A 14,611-nucleotide genomic window follows, 5' to 3' on the forward strand; every position below is an offset into this window, starting at 1 on the left:
CACACTGATCCGATGCCGCGTTTCTCCCCTCCGACCCAGGCCTGGCTGGACGGCGCGTTCGCCGCGCCGACGCCGGCCCAGGAGGGCGCGTGGGACGCGATCGCCCGCGGCGAGCACACCCTGGTGGTCGCGCCGACGGGCTCGGGCAAGACGCTGGCGGCGTTCCTCTCGGCGCTGGACCGGCTCGCCCGCGACCCGGCGCCGGCGGATCCGGCCAAGCGCTGCCGCGTGGTCTACGTCAGCCCGTTGAAAGCCCTCGCGGTCGACGTCGAGCGCAATCTGCGCGGGCCGCTCGCGGGCATCCGACAGGCGGCCGGCCGGCTCGAGCTCGCCCCGCCGGACATCACGGTCGCGATGCGTTCGGGCGACACCCCGGCCGACGAGCGGCGGCTGTTCGCCCGCCGGCCGGCCGACATCCTGATCACCACGCCCGAGTCGCTGTTCCTGCTCTTGACCTCGGCGGCCCGCGAGGCGCTGCGCGGCGTCGACACGGTGATCGTCGACGAGGTGCACGCGGTGTGCCCGACGAAGCGCGGCGCGCACCTGGCGGTGTCGCTGGAGCGGCTGGACGCGTTGCTCGAGCGGCCGGCGCAGCGCATCGGGTTGTCGGCCACCGTGCGCCCGGTGGACGAAGTCGCCACCTTCCTGGCCGGCGGTCGGCGGGTCGCCGTCGTACAACCCGCGACGACGAAGACCTTCGACCTGCGGGTCGTGGTGCCGGTCGAGGACATGTCGGCGATCGGCGAGCCGAGCGACGACCTCACCGGCGCGGCCGCGGGCGCCCAGCGACGAACGTCGATCTGGCCGCACGTCGAGGAACGGGTGCTCGATCTCGTCGAGGCGCACCGCTCGACGATCGTGTTCGCCAACTCCCGTCGGTTGGCTGAGCGGCTCACCGCGCGCTTGAACGAGTTGGCCGCCGAGCGCGCAGTCGTCCGGCAGGACGAGGAGGCGAACGAACAACGCGACGAGCGCTCGCGCGACGAGCGGCCGTCCCAGCTGATGGCCCAGGCCGGGTCCGGCCGCCCAGCGGGCGACGTTGTGGTGGCGAGGGCGCACCACGGCTCGGTGTCGCGCGAGCAGCGCTCGCTGGTCGAGGAGGATCTGAAGGCTGGGCGGCTCCCTGCGGTCGTCGCGACGTCCTCGCTGGAGCTCGGTATCGACATGGGCGCCGTCGACCTCGTCGTCCAGGTCGAGTCGCCGCCGTCGGTCGCGGCCGGGCTGCAGCGAGTGGGCCGGGCTGGGCACCAGGTCGGCGCGGTGTCCGCGGGCGTGATCTTCCCCAAGTTCCGCGGCGACCTCGTCGAATGCGCCGTCGTCGCCGAGCGCATGCGCGCCGGCGAGATCGAGTCGATGCGCTATCCGCGCAACCCGCTCGACGTGCTCGCCCAGCAGATCGTCGCCATGGTCGCGCTCGACACGGTCACCGTCGACGAAGTGGCCGATCTCGTCGCACGCGCCGCCCCGTTCGCCGGCCTGCCGCGCGCGGCGCTGGAGGCGACGCTGGACATGCTCGCCGGCCGCTACCCCTCCGACGCGTTCGCCGAGCTGCGGCCGCGCCTCGTGTGGGACCGGGTCAGCGGCGAGCTGACCGGCCGGCGCGGCGCCCAGCGGCTCGCGGTCACGAGCGGCGGCACGATCCCCGACCGCGGCATGTTCGGCGTCTTCCTCGCCAGCGGCGACGGTCCGGGCCGACGCGTCGGCGAGCTGGACGAGGAGATGGTCTACGAGTCGCGGATCGGCGACGTGTTCCTGCTCGGCTCGTCCTCCTGGCGCATCGAGGACATCACGCACGACCGAGTGCTGGTCACTCCGGCGCCGGGCGAGGTCGGCAAGATGCCGTTCTGGAAGGGCGACTCCCCCGGCCGGCCGGTCGAGCTCGGCCGTGCGCTCGGCGCGTTCCTGCGCGAGGTCGCGCAGGCTCCGCCGGCTGTCGCGCGGGCGCGCGCCGAGGCAGCGGGACTCGATGAATGGGGCGCGGACAACCTGCTCGCCTACCTCGCCGAACAGAAAGCGGCGACCCACCAGGTGCCGGACGACCGGACGATTCTCGTGGAGCGCTTCCGCGACGAGCTCGGCGACTGGCGGCTGGTCGTGCATTCGCCGTTCGGCGCGCCGGTCAACGGCCCGTGGGCGCTGGCCATCACGGCGCGATTGCGGCAACGCCTCGGTCTCGACGTGTCGTCGATGCACTCTGACGACGGCATCGTGCTGCGCCTGCCGGAGACTGACGGCGAGCCGCCCGGCGCAGACCTTGCGGTCTTCGAGCCGGCGGAGATCGAGGCGCTGGTGACCGACGAGGTCAGTGGCTCAGCGCTGTTCGCCTCCCGGTTCCGCGAGTGCGCGGCCCGCTCCTTGCTGCTGCCGAAGCGCGACCCGCGGCGCCGGGCGCCGCTGTGGCAGCAACGCCAGCGCGCCAACCAGTTGCTGCAGGTGGCGAGCGAGTACGCCGACTTCCCGGTCGTCCTGGAGGCGATGCGCGAGTGCCTGCAGGACGTCTTCGACGTGCCCGGGCTCGTCGGCCTGATGCGCGACCTCGCGGGCCGCTCGGTCCGGCTGGTCGAGGTCGAGACGCCGGCCGCGTCGCCGTTCGCCCGGTCGTTGCTGTTCGGCTACGTCGGCGCCTTTCTCTACGAGGGCGACGCGCCGCTGGCCGAGCGACGGGCCCAGGCGCTCTCCCTCGACGCGACGCTGCTCGCCGAGCTGCTCGGGGCCACTGACCTGCGGGACCTGCTGGACGCCGACGCGATCGCCACGGTGGAGGCGGAGATCGCCCGGCTCGCCCCGGACCGGCACGCGCGCGGGCCGGACGGCGTGCATGATCTGCTGCGGGCGGTCGGCGACCTCACCACCGACGAGGCGCTGGCCCGCGGCGCGACGCCGCAGGATCTCGCCGCGCTCGAGGACGCCCGCCGGGTGCTGCGGGTCCGCATCGCCGGCGAGCAACGCTGGCTCGCGATCGAGGACGCCGGCCGAGTCCGCGACGCGCTCGGCGCCGCACTGCCGGTGGGCGTGCCCGAGGCCTTCACCGAGCCGGTGCGTGACCCGCTCGGCGATCTCGTGTCCCGCTACGCGCGCACCCACGGCCCGTTCCTCGCCCAGGACGTCGCGCGGCGGCTCGGGCTTGGCGTCGCGGTGGTGGCGACCGCACTAGCCCGGCTCGGCGCGAGCGGTCGCTTGGTGCAGGGCGAGTTCTCACCCCTCGAAGTCGCTGCGCGGAGAGCACTTCGCGATTCCGCGGGGACCTCAAAGGAGCTCCGCCCCGGCGGGATGGCCGCCGAGTGGTGCGACGCGGAGGTGCTGCGGGCGATCCGCCGACGGTCGCTGGCCGCGCTGCGCAAAGAGGTCGAGCCGGTCCCGCCGGCGGCGCTGGCCCGCTTCGTGCCGGCCTGGCAGGGGCTCGGCGCACGGTCCTCGCGCGGGGTCGACGGTGTGCTGCGGGCGATCGAGCAACTCGCCGGCGTCGCCGTCCCCGCCAGCGCGCTCGAAACCCTGGTGCTGCCGGGCCGGGTGGCCGATTACTCCCCTGCGTTGCTCGACGAGCTGACACTGTCCGGCGAGGTGGTCTGGGCCGGCGCCGGAACGCTCGCCGGCAACGACGGCTGGGTGTCGCTGGCGCCGAGCGACGTCGCCACGCTCGTCCTGCCGCCGCCGGACGAGGTGGACGACGAGCTGGCGCGCGCCGTGCGCGACTCGCTCGGCGGCGATGAGGCCCTCTTCTTCCGCTCGCTGGCCGAGCGTTCCGGCGGCGGACGGCCCGACGACGAGGTGGCCCGAGCCGTGTGGGAGCTGGTCTGGGCCGGGTGGCTGACCAACGACACGTTCGGTCCGGTGCGCTCGTTGCTCGGCTCGGCGAGCAGGACCGCGCACGCGCGCAAGCCACGGCCGCGCCGGTCCCGGTACGGCAGGTATGCCGGATTGGGCGCGTCTGGATTGGCCAGCACCGCGACGCGCGCGGCGCCCGCCGGGATGGCCGGCCGCTGGTCGGCCGCCCCGCCGCGGGACGCCGACCCGACCCGTCGGGCCCTGGCCGCCGCCGACGTGCTGCTCGACCGGTACGGCGTGGTCACCCGCGGTTCGGTGGGCGCCGAGCGGATCACCGGCGGCTTCTCCGCCGTGTACCCCGTGCTGAAGGCTGCCGAGGAGTCCGGACGTGCACGCCGCGGCTACTTCGTCGAGGGACTCGGCGCGGCGCAGTTCGCGCTGCCCGGCGCGGTCGACCGGCTGCGCGCCGAGGCACGGCCGATCGACACGCGGGCCGCCGACGGCGTTCGCGCGCTCGTGCTGGCAGCCACCGATCCGGCGAACCCCTACGGCGCGGCGCTGCCCTGGCCGCAGGCACCGAGACCGGCCGACGGCGGCCGGGGTCACCAGGCCGCGCGCAAAGCCGGCGCGCTCGTCGTCACCGTGGACGGCGACTGCGTGCTCTACGTGGAGCGGGGCGGTCGCACGCTGCTGTCGTTCACCGACGACCCGGCCGTGTTGCAACCCGCCGCCGACGCGTTGGCGCTGTCGGTGCGCGACGGCGCGCTGGGCCGCCTGCAGGTCGAGCGAGCAGACGGGGCGCCGGTGTCCGCGTCGGCGCTCGGCGACGCGCTGGAAGAGGCCGGGTTCCGGCCGACGCCGCGCGGGCTGCGGCTGCGTGCTTGAACGGCGTCGTGTCGGTGCTCCGGCCTCGTGCGGTGCTCCGGCCCCGTGCGGTGCTCCGGCGTGTGGGGCGATCGAGCTGTGCCTGAGGGCGACACCGTCTGGCTGACCGCGAGCCGGCTGCATAAGGGGCTCAGCGGCCGGCAGCTGACCGTCAGCGATTTCCGCGTCCCGGCGATGGCGACCGTAGACCTGCGCGGCCGGACGGTGACCGAGGTGTTGGCCCGCGGCAAGCACGTGCTGGCGCGCATCGACGACGACCTGACCCTGCACAGCCACCTGCGGATGGACGGCTCCTGGTACCTCTCGCGGACGGGCGGCCGGCCGCCTCGGCGGCACCCGGACCACCTGATCCGCGCGCTGCTGGGCAACGCCGAGTGGCTGGCCACCGGGTACCGGGTGCACGATCTTCGGCTGCTCGCCCGCGCCGACGAGGCGCGGGTGGTCGGCCACCTCGGCCCCGACCTGCTCGGCCCGGACTGGGACGCGGACCAGGCCGCGGCCAACCTGCGCCGCGACCCGGCCGCCGCGATCGGCGAGGCGCTGCTTGACCAGCGCAACCTCGCCGGCATCGGCAACATGTACAAGTGCGAGGTCCTGTTCATGGAGCGCGTGCATCCGTGGACCCGCGTCGATGACGTCCCCGGTCTCGCCGAGCTAGTCGCGACGTGCCACCGGGTGCTGCGCGCCAACCGCGACCACCCGGAGCAGTCCACGACCGGATTCACCGAACGCGGCCGCCAGCACTGGGTGTACGAACGCAGCGGGCAACCGTGCCTACGGTGTCGGACGCCCGTCCGGCGGGCCGACCAGGGCGCGCCGCCGCGGGCCCGCGGCACGTACTGGTGTCCGACCTGCCAGCCGGAGCCGGCGCGGCGAGCCGGCGGTGACGATCAGCCCGCGAGCCGGCGGTGACGATCAGCCGGCGGGCGCGCTCGCGTAACCGGCGAGCGCTGTCGCAAAGCCATCGGAAGCACTGGGAAAGGCGGGCGAGCTGGGCGAAGCCGCCGACTCTGCCTCGCCCGGCTGCGCCGCCGCCGGCTGGACATGCGGCAGTCCGGCCAGCAGCACAGCGACGTCGGCGGCGATCGCCGACGGGCCGCTCGGCGTGATCAAGTAGGACGCGAGCCAGCGCAGCACGGTGTCCGCGCCGCCGCGCCCGGCCGCCGTCAGCACGCCGACCAGGCTTGCCCTGGCCAACTGCCAGCCCTGCGCGTTGGCGTCCACGACGGCGAGGTGGGCGAGCGTCGCCGGCTCGATGCGGGCGAGCCCACGGCGCACCGGATGGCCGGAGATCGCCGCCGCCGCGTCGGCGAGCGCCGTCGGCAGCGGCTTGCCGGCTTGGTCCTCGACGATCGCGCGGACCTGCGCCACGACGAGCTCGTCGAGCACCGCATCCCGGGTGCGGAAGTGGTTGTACAGCGTCGCCTTCGCGACCCCCGCGCTGGCGGCCACCTGGGCCATCGCGATCTTGGTCCCGCTCACCTCGACCGCCGCCGCGGCACCGGCGAGCAGCGCCGACCGGGTGCGGCTCATCGCGTTGCCGGCTCGGCTGTGGCTGCCCTTGGTGCGCACCGGCGCGGCGGACGCGATCGGCGGTGGGGCTGCGGTCGTCCGGAAGAGGGTGTCGAGCGGGTTTGTCATGGTGAGTGCGGCCTTCCCAGTCATGGCGAACCCCGGACGCGCCGGCGTTTCCGGCGCGCTATGTCGCTACCAGGACGACGCTAGGGGCCGGCGCCGGCACAGTTGCGCAGGCGCGTCGGCGGGTCGCCGAACCTGGGACGGGTGTGACTGATTTCCGTTTTGTCCCGCCGAATAACGGACGTCATCCGACCACTAGGAACGGCCCCGTGCCAGCCCCGCAAAGGCCCAGGCACCGCTGTCGGGCCGCTGTCAGGCCGCGGCGACGGGCATCGCGCGCACGCGCGTCGCCCCGCTGGCGTCGACCTGCGGTGCGGGCGTCAGCCGCGCGGAGTTCGCGCCGAGCAAGGAGACCCGGCCGGCGAGCACGAGCTTCTCCTCGCGCCGCAGGATCTGGCTGACCTCGGCGAACAGCTCGGAGAGCTCGACGTCGAGCGCCGAGCAGATTGCCGCCAGCAATTCCGACGACGGCTCCTTCTGGCCGCGTTCGACCTCGGAGAGATAGCCAAGGCTCACCCGGGCGGTTGCGGAGACCTCGCGCAGCGTGCGCCGCTGGCGCATCCGGACGGCGCGCAGGGTGTCACCCACGACCTGTCGGAGCACGGGCATCGGAACCCCCTTCTGCGGATGGAGCCGGACGTGATCTCACCGTACCGAACGGCCCCGGGCGCGCGCGGCGCCTTGGCGTGACGTCCGCTCTGGGCGAACAGCCGCCGTTGTGGGCTCAACGGACGGCGCGGCGCTCGGATTCCCCGCCGCCAGACGTCAGGCGGCCACCGCGACGACTCGGCCGGCCCGCCGCAGCCGCACCGCCCGGGCGACGTAGTCGACACCGGTGACCAGCGCGACGACGACGGCGGCGACCATGATCACCTGGGCCACGACATGCAGCCAGCCGGTCAGCGGCAACACGTACAGCCCGATGGCGACGGCCTGCAGCAGCGTCTTGAGCTTGCCGCCGCGGCTGGCGGGGATGACTCCGTGCCGGATCACCCAGAAGCGCAGCACCGTCACCCCGACCTCGCGAGCCAGGACGATCGCGGTGACCCACCAGACAAGGTCGTCGAGGACGGACAGGCCGATCAACGCCGCGCCGATCAGGGCCTTGTCGGCGATCGGGTCGGCGAGTTTGCCGAACTCGGTGACGATCTCCCGTCTGCGCGCGATTTGGCCGTCGACCCGGTCGGTGACGCACGCGACCGCGAACACCGCCCAGGCGACCACGCGCCACGCGCCGTCGTGACCGCCGCGGGCGAACAGCGCGACGACGAACACCGGCACGAGCACAAGTCGCATCACGGTGAGCGCGTTGGCCAGGTTCCAGGCGGACACCGACTTGGCGAGGTCCCCGATCGGGTCCGCGCGCAGCGGCACTGCGCGGGCCACCACCGGCCGGCTGGCCGCTGAACCCGCCCGGACTGCGGGAGGCACTGCCTCGTCGGCCGGCTTCACCACGGCGCGCCGTCGGTATGGGCGACAAGATCGACGCCGTCGGCGGCGAAGACGAACGCGCGCACCAAGGCGCCGCGGAGCAGCGTGCCGCCATCTACCAGGCGCACCACGCCGTCGACGTCGGGGCCCTGGTGCGCCGCCCGGCCCACCCCGAGCAGCTGCCCAACGGCAGCCGGGTCGCCGGCCGGCTCGACGGACTCGACGAGCACTTCGATCCGGGTGCCGATGCGCTCTTCGGCTCGCTGGGCGACGAGCTCGTCGGCGAGCGAACTCACCCGCTCGACGCGTTCGGCGACGACGTCGGCCTCGATCTTGTCACCGAAGCCGGCCGCCTCCGTGCCGTCTTCGTCCGAATAGCCGAAGACGCCGATGGCGTCGAGCCGCGCCGCGCTGAGGAAGCGCTCCAGTTCGGCGAGGTCGTCTTCGGTCTCGCCCGGGAACCCGACGATCACGTTGCTGCGCGCGCCGAGATCCGGCGCGAGGTCGCGGGCCCGCGCCAACAGTTCCAGGAACGCCTCGGTGCCGCCGAAACGCTTCATCCGGCGCAGCACCGGAGTGCTCGCGTGTTGGAAGGACAGGTCGAAATACGGCGCGACACCCGGCGTCGCGGCGATCGCCTGGAGCAGTCCGGGTCGCAGTTCGGCCGGCTGCAGGTAGGAGACGCGGATGCGCTCGACGCCGTCGATGTCGGCCAGCTGCGGGAGCAGCTCCTCGAGCGCGCGCAGGTCGCCGAGGTCCTTGCCGTAGGAGGTGGAGTTCTCGCTGACGAGCACGAGTTCGCGGGCGCCGGTGGCAACCAGCCATTTGGCCTCGTCCAGCACTTCTGCCGGCGGGCGGGACACGAACGCGCCGCGGAAGGACGGGATGGCGCAGAAGGTGCAGCGGCGGTCGCAGCCGGACGCGAGCTTGAGGTAGGCGACCGGAGCGTCGTCCAACCGGCTGCGGACAGCGGCGGTCGGGGCCCACGCGTGCCCGGGCACAGCGACGTCCGAGGTGCGCGCCCGCCGCGCGGCCGGGGCGACCGGCAGCAGCGTCCGGCGGTCGCGCGGCGTGTGGGCCGGCAGCGGGCGCCCGGCGGCGACGTCGTCCAGCCGGGCGGCGATGTCGGCGTAGGAGTCGAAGCCGAGCACGGCGTCGGCCTCCGGCAGCGACGCGGCGAGCTGGTCGCCGTAGCGCTCGGCAAGGCAGCCGACGGCGACGACCTTGCGGCCGGTGTCCGCCGCGGCCAGCAACGTGTCGATCGAGTCCTTCTTCGCCGCGTCGATGAAGCCGCAAGTGTTGACGACGACCACCTCGGCGTCGTCCGGGTCGTCGGTCAGCGCCCAGCCGCCTGCGCCGAGCCGCCCAGCGAGCTCTTCGGAGTCGACCTCGTTGCGGGCGCAGCCGAGCGTCACCAGAGCGACGCTGCGCTGCGAGACGGGCACCAGGGCAGGTTACCCACCGGCGGCCTTCAGCCGCCCCCATGCGCGCTCGATACGGTTCGATGCGTGCCAGCCGTCGTCCGCCGCGCCCGCACCGGCGACGTCGTGGCGATCAAGTCGATCGTCGACCGGTATTCCGGGTCCGGGCGCAAGATGCTGGCCAAGGAGCTGGTGACGCTCTATGAGGACGTGCAGGACTTCCAGGTGGCCGAGGTCGACGGCGAGGTGGTCGGCTGCGGCGCCCTGCACGTGCTGTGGGCCGATCTCGGCGAGGTGCGCACGCTGGCCGTGCACCCTGAGCACCGGGACCGGCGCATCGGCCGGCTGCTGCTGCAGTCGCTGATCGAGACGGCACGCGAGCTCGGCCTGTCCCGGCTGTTCGCGCTGACCTTCCACACCGCGTTCTTCGGCCGGGCCGGGTTCACGCCGATCGACGGCGCCCCGGTGGACCCGGACACCTATGACGCGCTGCGCCGCTCGTATGACCCGGGCGTCGCCGAGTTCCTCAACCTCGAGTACGTCAAGCCGAACACCCTGGGCAACACCCGGATGCTCCTGCATCTCGCCTAGGCGTGTCGCGCTGGTCGACGGGCGACGGTTCGCTAGCGTCCGAGGCCAGGGAGGTGGTCGTCGTGGCCATTGTTGAGCGCATCGAGCCGGCGTATCCCACATGGACGCCGGTCGGCGCCGCGCCGAGCACACGCGGCCGCGTCGATGAGGACGAGTACACCGGCAAGCACCGCAAGCCCGGCCGACGGTTGTTCGTCTTCGCCCGGATGTTCTACGCCGGCCAGCACCGCCGCGCCTGAGGTAGGACGCATCGCGGGCCTGAGCCCGCGGCGGCTCATTCGTCCGTCCTTGCTTGCGTGAGCGCGCCGGACCGGCCTCAGTCCGAACCGGTCGGCAGTGCCTCGTCTGCGCCGTCGGCATATTGCGCGTCTTCATCCTCGTCGGCCGCCACGAGATCGTCTGCGCTGCCGCCGTTGCGCAGCGTGTAGAGGAGACCGGCCAGCTCGTCCGGCACCACGAGCACCTCGCGTGCCTTCGAGCCCTCGGACGGCCCGACAATGCCGCGTGACTCCATCAGGTCCATCAGCCGGCCGGCCTTCGCGAAGCCGACGCGCAGCTTGCGCTGCAGCATCGACGTCGAGCCGAACTGCGTCGACACCACCAGCTCGACGGCGGACAGGAAAAGATCGAGGTCGTCGCCGATGTCCTCGTCGATCTCCTTCTTCGCCGCCTGCGGAGCGGTCACGTCCTCCCGATAGGCCGGCTCGAGCTGGGTCTTGCAGTGATCGACGATCGCGCTGATCTCGGCGTCGGTGACGTACGCGCCCTGCATACGCGCCGGTTTGGACGCGCCCATCGGCAGGAACAGCGCGTCCCCCTTGCCGAGCAGCTTCTCCGAGCCGGGCTGGTCGAGGATCACCCGCGAGTCGGCGAGCGAGGACGTCTTGAAACCCAGCCGGGACGGCACGTTGGCCTTGATCAGGCCGGTGACGACGTCGACGGACGGACGCTGCGTGGCAATCACCAGGTGGATGCCGGCCGCACGCGCGAGCTGGGTGATCCGCACGATCGAGTCCTCGACGTCGCGTGGGGCGACCATCATCAGGTCCGCGAGCTCGTCGACGATCACCAGCAGGTACGGATAGGCCGCGTACACCCGTTCGGACCCGGGCGGCGCGACGAGCTTGCCGCTGCGGACTTTGGCGTTGAAGTCGTCAATGTGCCGGGTGCCGGAGTGCTCCATGTCCTCGTAGCGCATGTCCATCTCGCGCACGACCCATTGCAGCGCGTCGGCGGCCTTCTTGGCATTCGTGATCACCGGCGTGACCAGGTGCGGGATCCCCTGGTACGCCGCGAACTCGACCCGCTTCGGGTCGATGAGCACCATGCGCACCTGATCGGGGGTGGCGCGGGAGAGCACGGACAGGATGAGGGTGTTGATGCAGCTCGACTTGCCGGCGCCGGTGGCGCCCGCGACGAGCAGGTGCGGCATCCGGGTCAGGTTGGCGACGACGAAGCCGCCCTCGACGTCCTTGCCGAGCGCCACCAGCATCGGGTGCTGGTCGCGCTGGGCGATCGGCGAGCGCAGGACGTCGCCGAGCATGACGACCTCGGGGTCGGCGTTCGGGATCTCGACGCCCACCGCGCTCTTGCCCGGGATCGGGCTGAGGATGCGCACCTCGGCGCTCTTCACCGCGTAGGCGATGTTGCGGGTCAGGTTGGTGATCCGCTCGACCTTCACGCCGGGGCCGAGGGTCACCTCGTAGCGGGTGACGGTCGGCCCGCGGTTGAACCCGGTCACGGCGCAGTCGACGTCGAACTCGGAGAAGACCTGCTGCAGCGCCGCGATGACCTCGTCGTTGGCCTTCGTGTGCAACAGGTGCGGCGCGCCCTGCGCGAAGCTATCCAGACTCGGCAGCGTGTAGGCGCCGCCGCCGGCGAGTTCGAGCTGCAGCGGCCGATCGATCGGCGGCAGGTCGGGGTCGGCCTTCGGCGCGCGCGGCTTGCGCGGACGGGGCAGCCGGACCGCCGCGCCGGCAGCGCCGTCGAGTTCCTCGGCCTCAGCGGCCTCGCCGGCCTCGGCGTCGACCGGCTCCAGGTCGGACGTCACCTCGTCCGGGTCGGCCTCGGGCGCCGGCTTGCGCCGGCGCCGGCGGCGGGGTGCTGGATCGACGGCGGAGTCCGCGTCGGCGTCGTATTCGCCCTCGGTCTCGGCGTCGACTTCGGCATCGGCTCTGCCACGCAGGCCGCCGAGGGTGCGGACGTAGTCGACCAGCGAGCTGATCGGCGTCGCCGTGACCACGAGAACGCCGAAGACGCCGACCACGGCCAGGACCGGCACCGCGACGGCAGCCGACAACCCGTGCGCGAGCGAAGCGCCCACGGCGGCGCCGAGCACTCCGCCGGCGTGCTCGCGGGCGTGCGTGCCGGCCGGCGAGTCGGCCCAGACGTCGAGCAGCCCCAGCACTGCGAGCCCGAGCGCCACCGTGCCGACCAGCACCCGGCCGCGGGCCCCGGGCTCGGCGGGCTGCCGGAGCATGTGGGCGCCGAGCGCGATCAGCAGCAACGGCACGGCAAGCGCGCCGTTGCCGGTCAAGAACCGGAAGGCGGTTTCCAGCCCGGCGCCGATCGGGCCGGCGGCGGTGAACCACACGCCCATCGCGGCGACCAGCCCGAACAGCAGGACGGCGAGCGCGGCGCCATCGCGGCGATGCTCGGCCGGCAGCTCACGCGCGGTCGCGGCGTTGCGGCCGACGGCGCGGGCCAGCGTGCCGATCAGCACGGCGAGCGCGCGCCACATCGCCCCAACGCCGCCGGCGATGCCGCGCACCGCCCCGGTGATCGGATTGCCGCGCCTGAGCGAATTGCGCCGGGCCGCGGCCGATCGGCTGGGCCGGCGCGCCGGCGGGCGGATGCGGGTTCCGGTGCTCATCCGGGCAACGTTAACGGTCAACTGGAAGGTTGCGTCGAAGGCGCGACGCGCCCGCCGGCGCATTCGCTTGCGCCGGCCCCGCTGCGGCCTCGCGGCAGGCTCCGCGGCCGGCGTGTCGCGCCGCTACGGGCCAACGCTGGAGACGAGCGCGTCAGAGGGCGATCCGGTAGTAGTCCTCGGTGAGCACCGGCTGGAAGCCGATCGAGGTGTACAGGCCGAGCGCGCGCTCGTTCTCGACCGCGACCTCGAGCGCGACCCGCGACAGGCCGCGGCCGCGCAGTTCGCGGCAGGCCCGACGCAAGACGTCCCGGCCGATCCCGCGGCCCTGCTCGACGGGATCGATGACGAAGCCGTGCACGAAGCCGAACTCGCCGTCCTCGCTCAGCCGCAGGGTGCCGATCGCCCGGGTGCCGCGCTCGACGAGCAGCGTCCACGAGCCGAAGCCGGACATTTTCCCGGCGACGTCGTCGGGCGCCCAGCCGAAGCCGGCTTCGAGCAGCCGCGCGACCTCGCCCGCGTCGTCGGGGGCGGCGGCGCGGGTCGTGACCGCGGGATCGGTCGGACCGTCGGCCGGTTCGCCGGAGAGCACGAGCGCGTGTTCGGCGTGGTCGAGGGATCCGCCGCGTCCGCGCGCGAGCGCAGCGCCGGCCGCCGACGGGCGCGGCACAATCACCAGGACGTTTCCGAGCCCGCGCGAGCGGCACTCGTCCGCGGCGGCGTCGAGCAGTCGGCCGCCGACGCCCTTGCGGCGGAAGTCGGGGTCGACCATGCCAGCGAGCTCGGCGCGGTCGCCAAAGGAATAAACCCCGAGGAAGCCGACGAGCCGGTCGTCCACGACCCAGAGGAAGTCGCTCGGCCGAGAGCCCGCGCGGCCGCGCAGCGCGCCCCATTCCAGCTTCAGGCGGCCGCCGTCGGCGGCAACCACCCGCCGTTCGAGTTCGGCGACAGCAGCGAGGTCGTCGACGGAGAGCGTCGTGCGAGAGGCGAGCACGCGATCGACCCGACCAGCGCTGTCAACCGAGTTACGTCGTCAAGCGAGTCACGGCGTCGACCGAGTGCCGTGCCAACCGAGCTACAGGCCGGCCGCGGCGAGGTCCTCGGTGAGGTGGCTGATCTCGTGGTCGGTCGCGTCCACCAGCGGCAGGCGCACCGGACCGACGTCGAGGCCGCGCAGCCGCAGCCCGGCTTTCACCAGGATCGTGCCTTGCGTGCGGAAGATGCCGGTGAAGATCGGCAGCAGCTGCTGGTGTAAGCGCAGCGCCTCGGCGACGTCGCCACGCAGGTACGCCTCGATCATCGCCTTCGTGTCCGGCCCGCAGAAATGGGTGGACGTGCCGACCACGCCGACCGCGCCCACCGCCAGCAGCGGCAGCGTGCTCGCGTCGTCGCCGCTGTAGAAGGCCAGCCCGGTCTCGGCGATCACCCGGCTCGCCGCGGCGAGATCGCCCTTGGCGTCCTTCACGCCGACGATCCGCTCGTGCTCGGCGAGCGCGAGCAGCGTGTCGGTGGCGATCGGCACCCCCGAGCGGTGCGGGATGTCGTAGAGCAGCACCGGCAGCTCGCTGGCGTCGGCGACGGCCCGGAAGTGCGCGAGCAGGCCGGACTGCGGCGGCCGGGAGTAGTACGGCGTCACGCACAACACGCCGTGCGCGCCGATCTTCGCGGCCTGCTCGGCGAGGTGGATCGTGTGGACGGTGTCGAAGGTGCCGACGCCGGCGAGCACGTGGGCCCGGTCGCCAACCGCGTCGAGCACGGCGGCGAGGAGCTCGGCCTTCTCGGCGTCGCTCGTGGTCGGCGACTCGCCCGCCGTTCCGCTGACGACCAGGCCGTCGTTGCCCTGCTCGTCGACCAGGTGCACGGCCAGCCGGGCAGCCGCGTCGAGATCGAGCGACCCGGTGACGTCGAACGGGGTGACCATCGCGGTGATCAGCCGGCCGAACGGCGGCTGCGCGGCTACCGCTGACGTCGGCGCGCTCATGAGCGGAAGCCTACTGGCGGGGACCGAGAC

At 73.4% G+C, this 14,611-nt stretch carries 11 protein-coding genes; 4 read left to right on the plus strand and 7 right to left on the minus strand.

The annotated features are described in order from the left end of the window. Positions 1-12: 12 nt before the first annotated feature. On the plus strand, positions 13-4,650 hold the full coding sequence (locus tag ACFFBG_RS10055) for an ATP-dependent helicase (protein ID WP_375478209.1): 4,638 nt from the start codon (positions 13-15) through the stop codon (positions 4,648-4,650). Between the two features lie 78 nt (positions 4,651-4,728). Continuing rightward, entirely contained in the window at positions 4,729-5,562 is an 834-nt protein-coding gene (locus ACFFBG_RS10060) for an Fpg/Nei family DNA glycosylase (protein ID WP_375478211.1), read from the plus strand. A gap of 3 nt (positions 5,563-5,565) precedes the next feature. Here ACFFBG_RS10060 and ACFFBG_RS10065 read toward each other — a convergent pair whose 3' ends face one another. The 4 genes from ACFFBG_RS10065 to rimO all read right to left on the minus strand — a co-directional run bounded on the left by ACFFBG_RS10065 (position 5,566) and on the right by rimO (position 9,164). Continuing rightward, a complete protein-coding gene (locus ACFFBG_RS10065) occupies positions 5,566-6,291 on the minus strand; it encodes a TetR/AcrR family transcriptional regulator (protein ID WP_375478213.1) in 726 nt (241 codons plus the stop codon). A 249-nt stretch (positions 6,292-6,540) separates the two neighbouring features. Next, entirely contained in the window at positions 6,541-6,897 is a 357-nt protein-coding gene (locus tag ACFFBG_RS10070; RefSeq protein ID WP_375478215.1) for a helix-turn-helix domain-containing protein, read from the minus strand. Positions 6,898-7,053: 156 nt separating this feature from the next. Then, a complete protein-coding gene (pgsA, locus tag ACFFBG_RS10075) occupies positions 7,054-7,743 on the minus strand; it encodes a CDP-diacylglycerol--glycerol-3-phosphate 3-phosphatidyltransferase (RefSeq protein ID WP_375478217.1) in 690 nt (229 codons plus the stop codon). Continuing rightward, positions 7,737-9,164 carry a 30S ribosomal protein S12 methylthiotransferase RimO gene (gene rimO / locus ACFFBG_RS10080; protein WP_375478219.1) on the minus strand — a complete coding sequence of 476 codons (1,428 nt, stop codon included), beginning with the start codon at positions 9,162-9,164 and terminating at the stop codon, positions 7,737-7,739. Before rimO ends, pgsA begins: the two co-directional genes overlap by 7 nt. Before the next feature lie 63 nt (positions 9,165-9,227). Here rimO and ACFFBG_RS10085 point away from each other — a divergent pair, with 63 nt between their 5' ends. Then, a complete protein-coding gene (locus ACFFBG_RS10085) occupies positions 9,228-9,731 on the plus strand; it encodes an amino-acid N-acetyltransferase (protein ID WP_375478221.1) in 504 nt (167 codons plus the stop codon). Between the two features lie 62 nt (positions 9,732-9,793). Further along, positions 9,794-9,970 (plus strand): hypothetical protein, encoded by a 177-nt coding sequence (locus ACFFBG_RS10090; protein ID WP_375478223.1) that lies wholly within the window; start codon positions 9,794-9,796, stop codon positions 9,968-9,970. 77 nt (positions 9,971-10,047) lie between these two features. Here ACFFBG_RS10090 and ACFFBG_RS10095 read toward each other — a convergent pair whose 3' ends face one another. The 3 genes from ACFFBG_RS10095 to dapA form a co-directional block, all read right to left on the minus strand. Next, on the minus strand, positions 10,048-12,603 hold the full coding sequence (locus tag ACFFBG_RS10095; RefSeq protein WP_375478225.1) for a DNA translocase FtsK 4TM domain-containing protein: 2,556 nt from the start codon (positions 12,601-12,603) through the stop codon (positions 10,048-10,050). A 151-nt stretch (positions 12,604-12,754) separates the two neighbouring features. Next, positions 12,755-13,594, minus strand: a complete 840-nt coding sequence (locus tag ACFFBG_RS10100; protein ID WP_375478227.1) for a GNAT family N-acetyltransferase — start codon at positions 13,592-13,594, stop codon at positions 12,755-12,757. 81 nt (positions 13,595-13,675) lie between these two features. After that, positions 13,676-14,581, minus strand: coding sequence for a 4-hydroxy-tetrahydrodipicolinate synthase (dapA, locus tag ACFFBG_RS10105; RefSeq protein WP_375478229.1), 906 nt, complete (start codon positions 14,579-14,581; stop codon positions 13,676-13,678). Positions 14,582-14,611 lie beyond the last annotated feature (30 nt).

This window comes from uncultured Jatrophihabitans sp. (genome assembly GCF_964251945.1).
In the GTDB taxonomy this organism is placed as follows: domain Bacteria; phylum Actinomycetota; class Actinomycetes; order Mycobacteriales; family Jatrophihabitantaceae; genus Jatrophihabitans.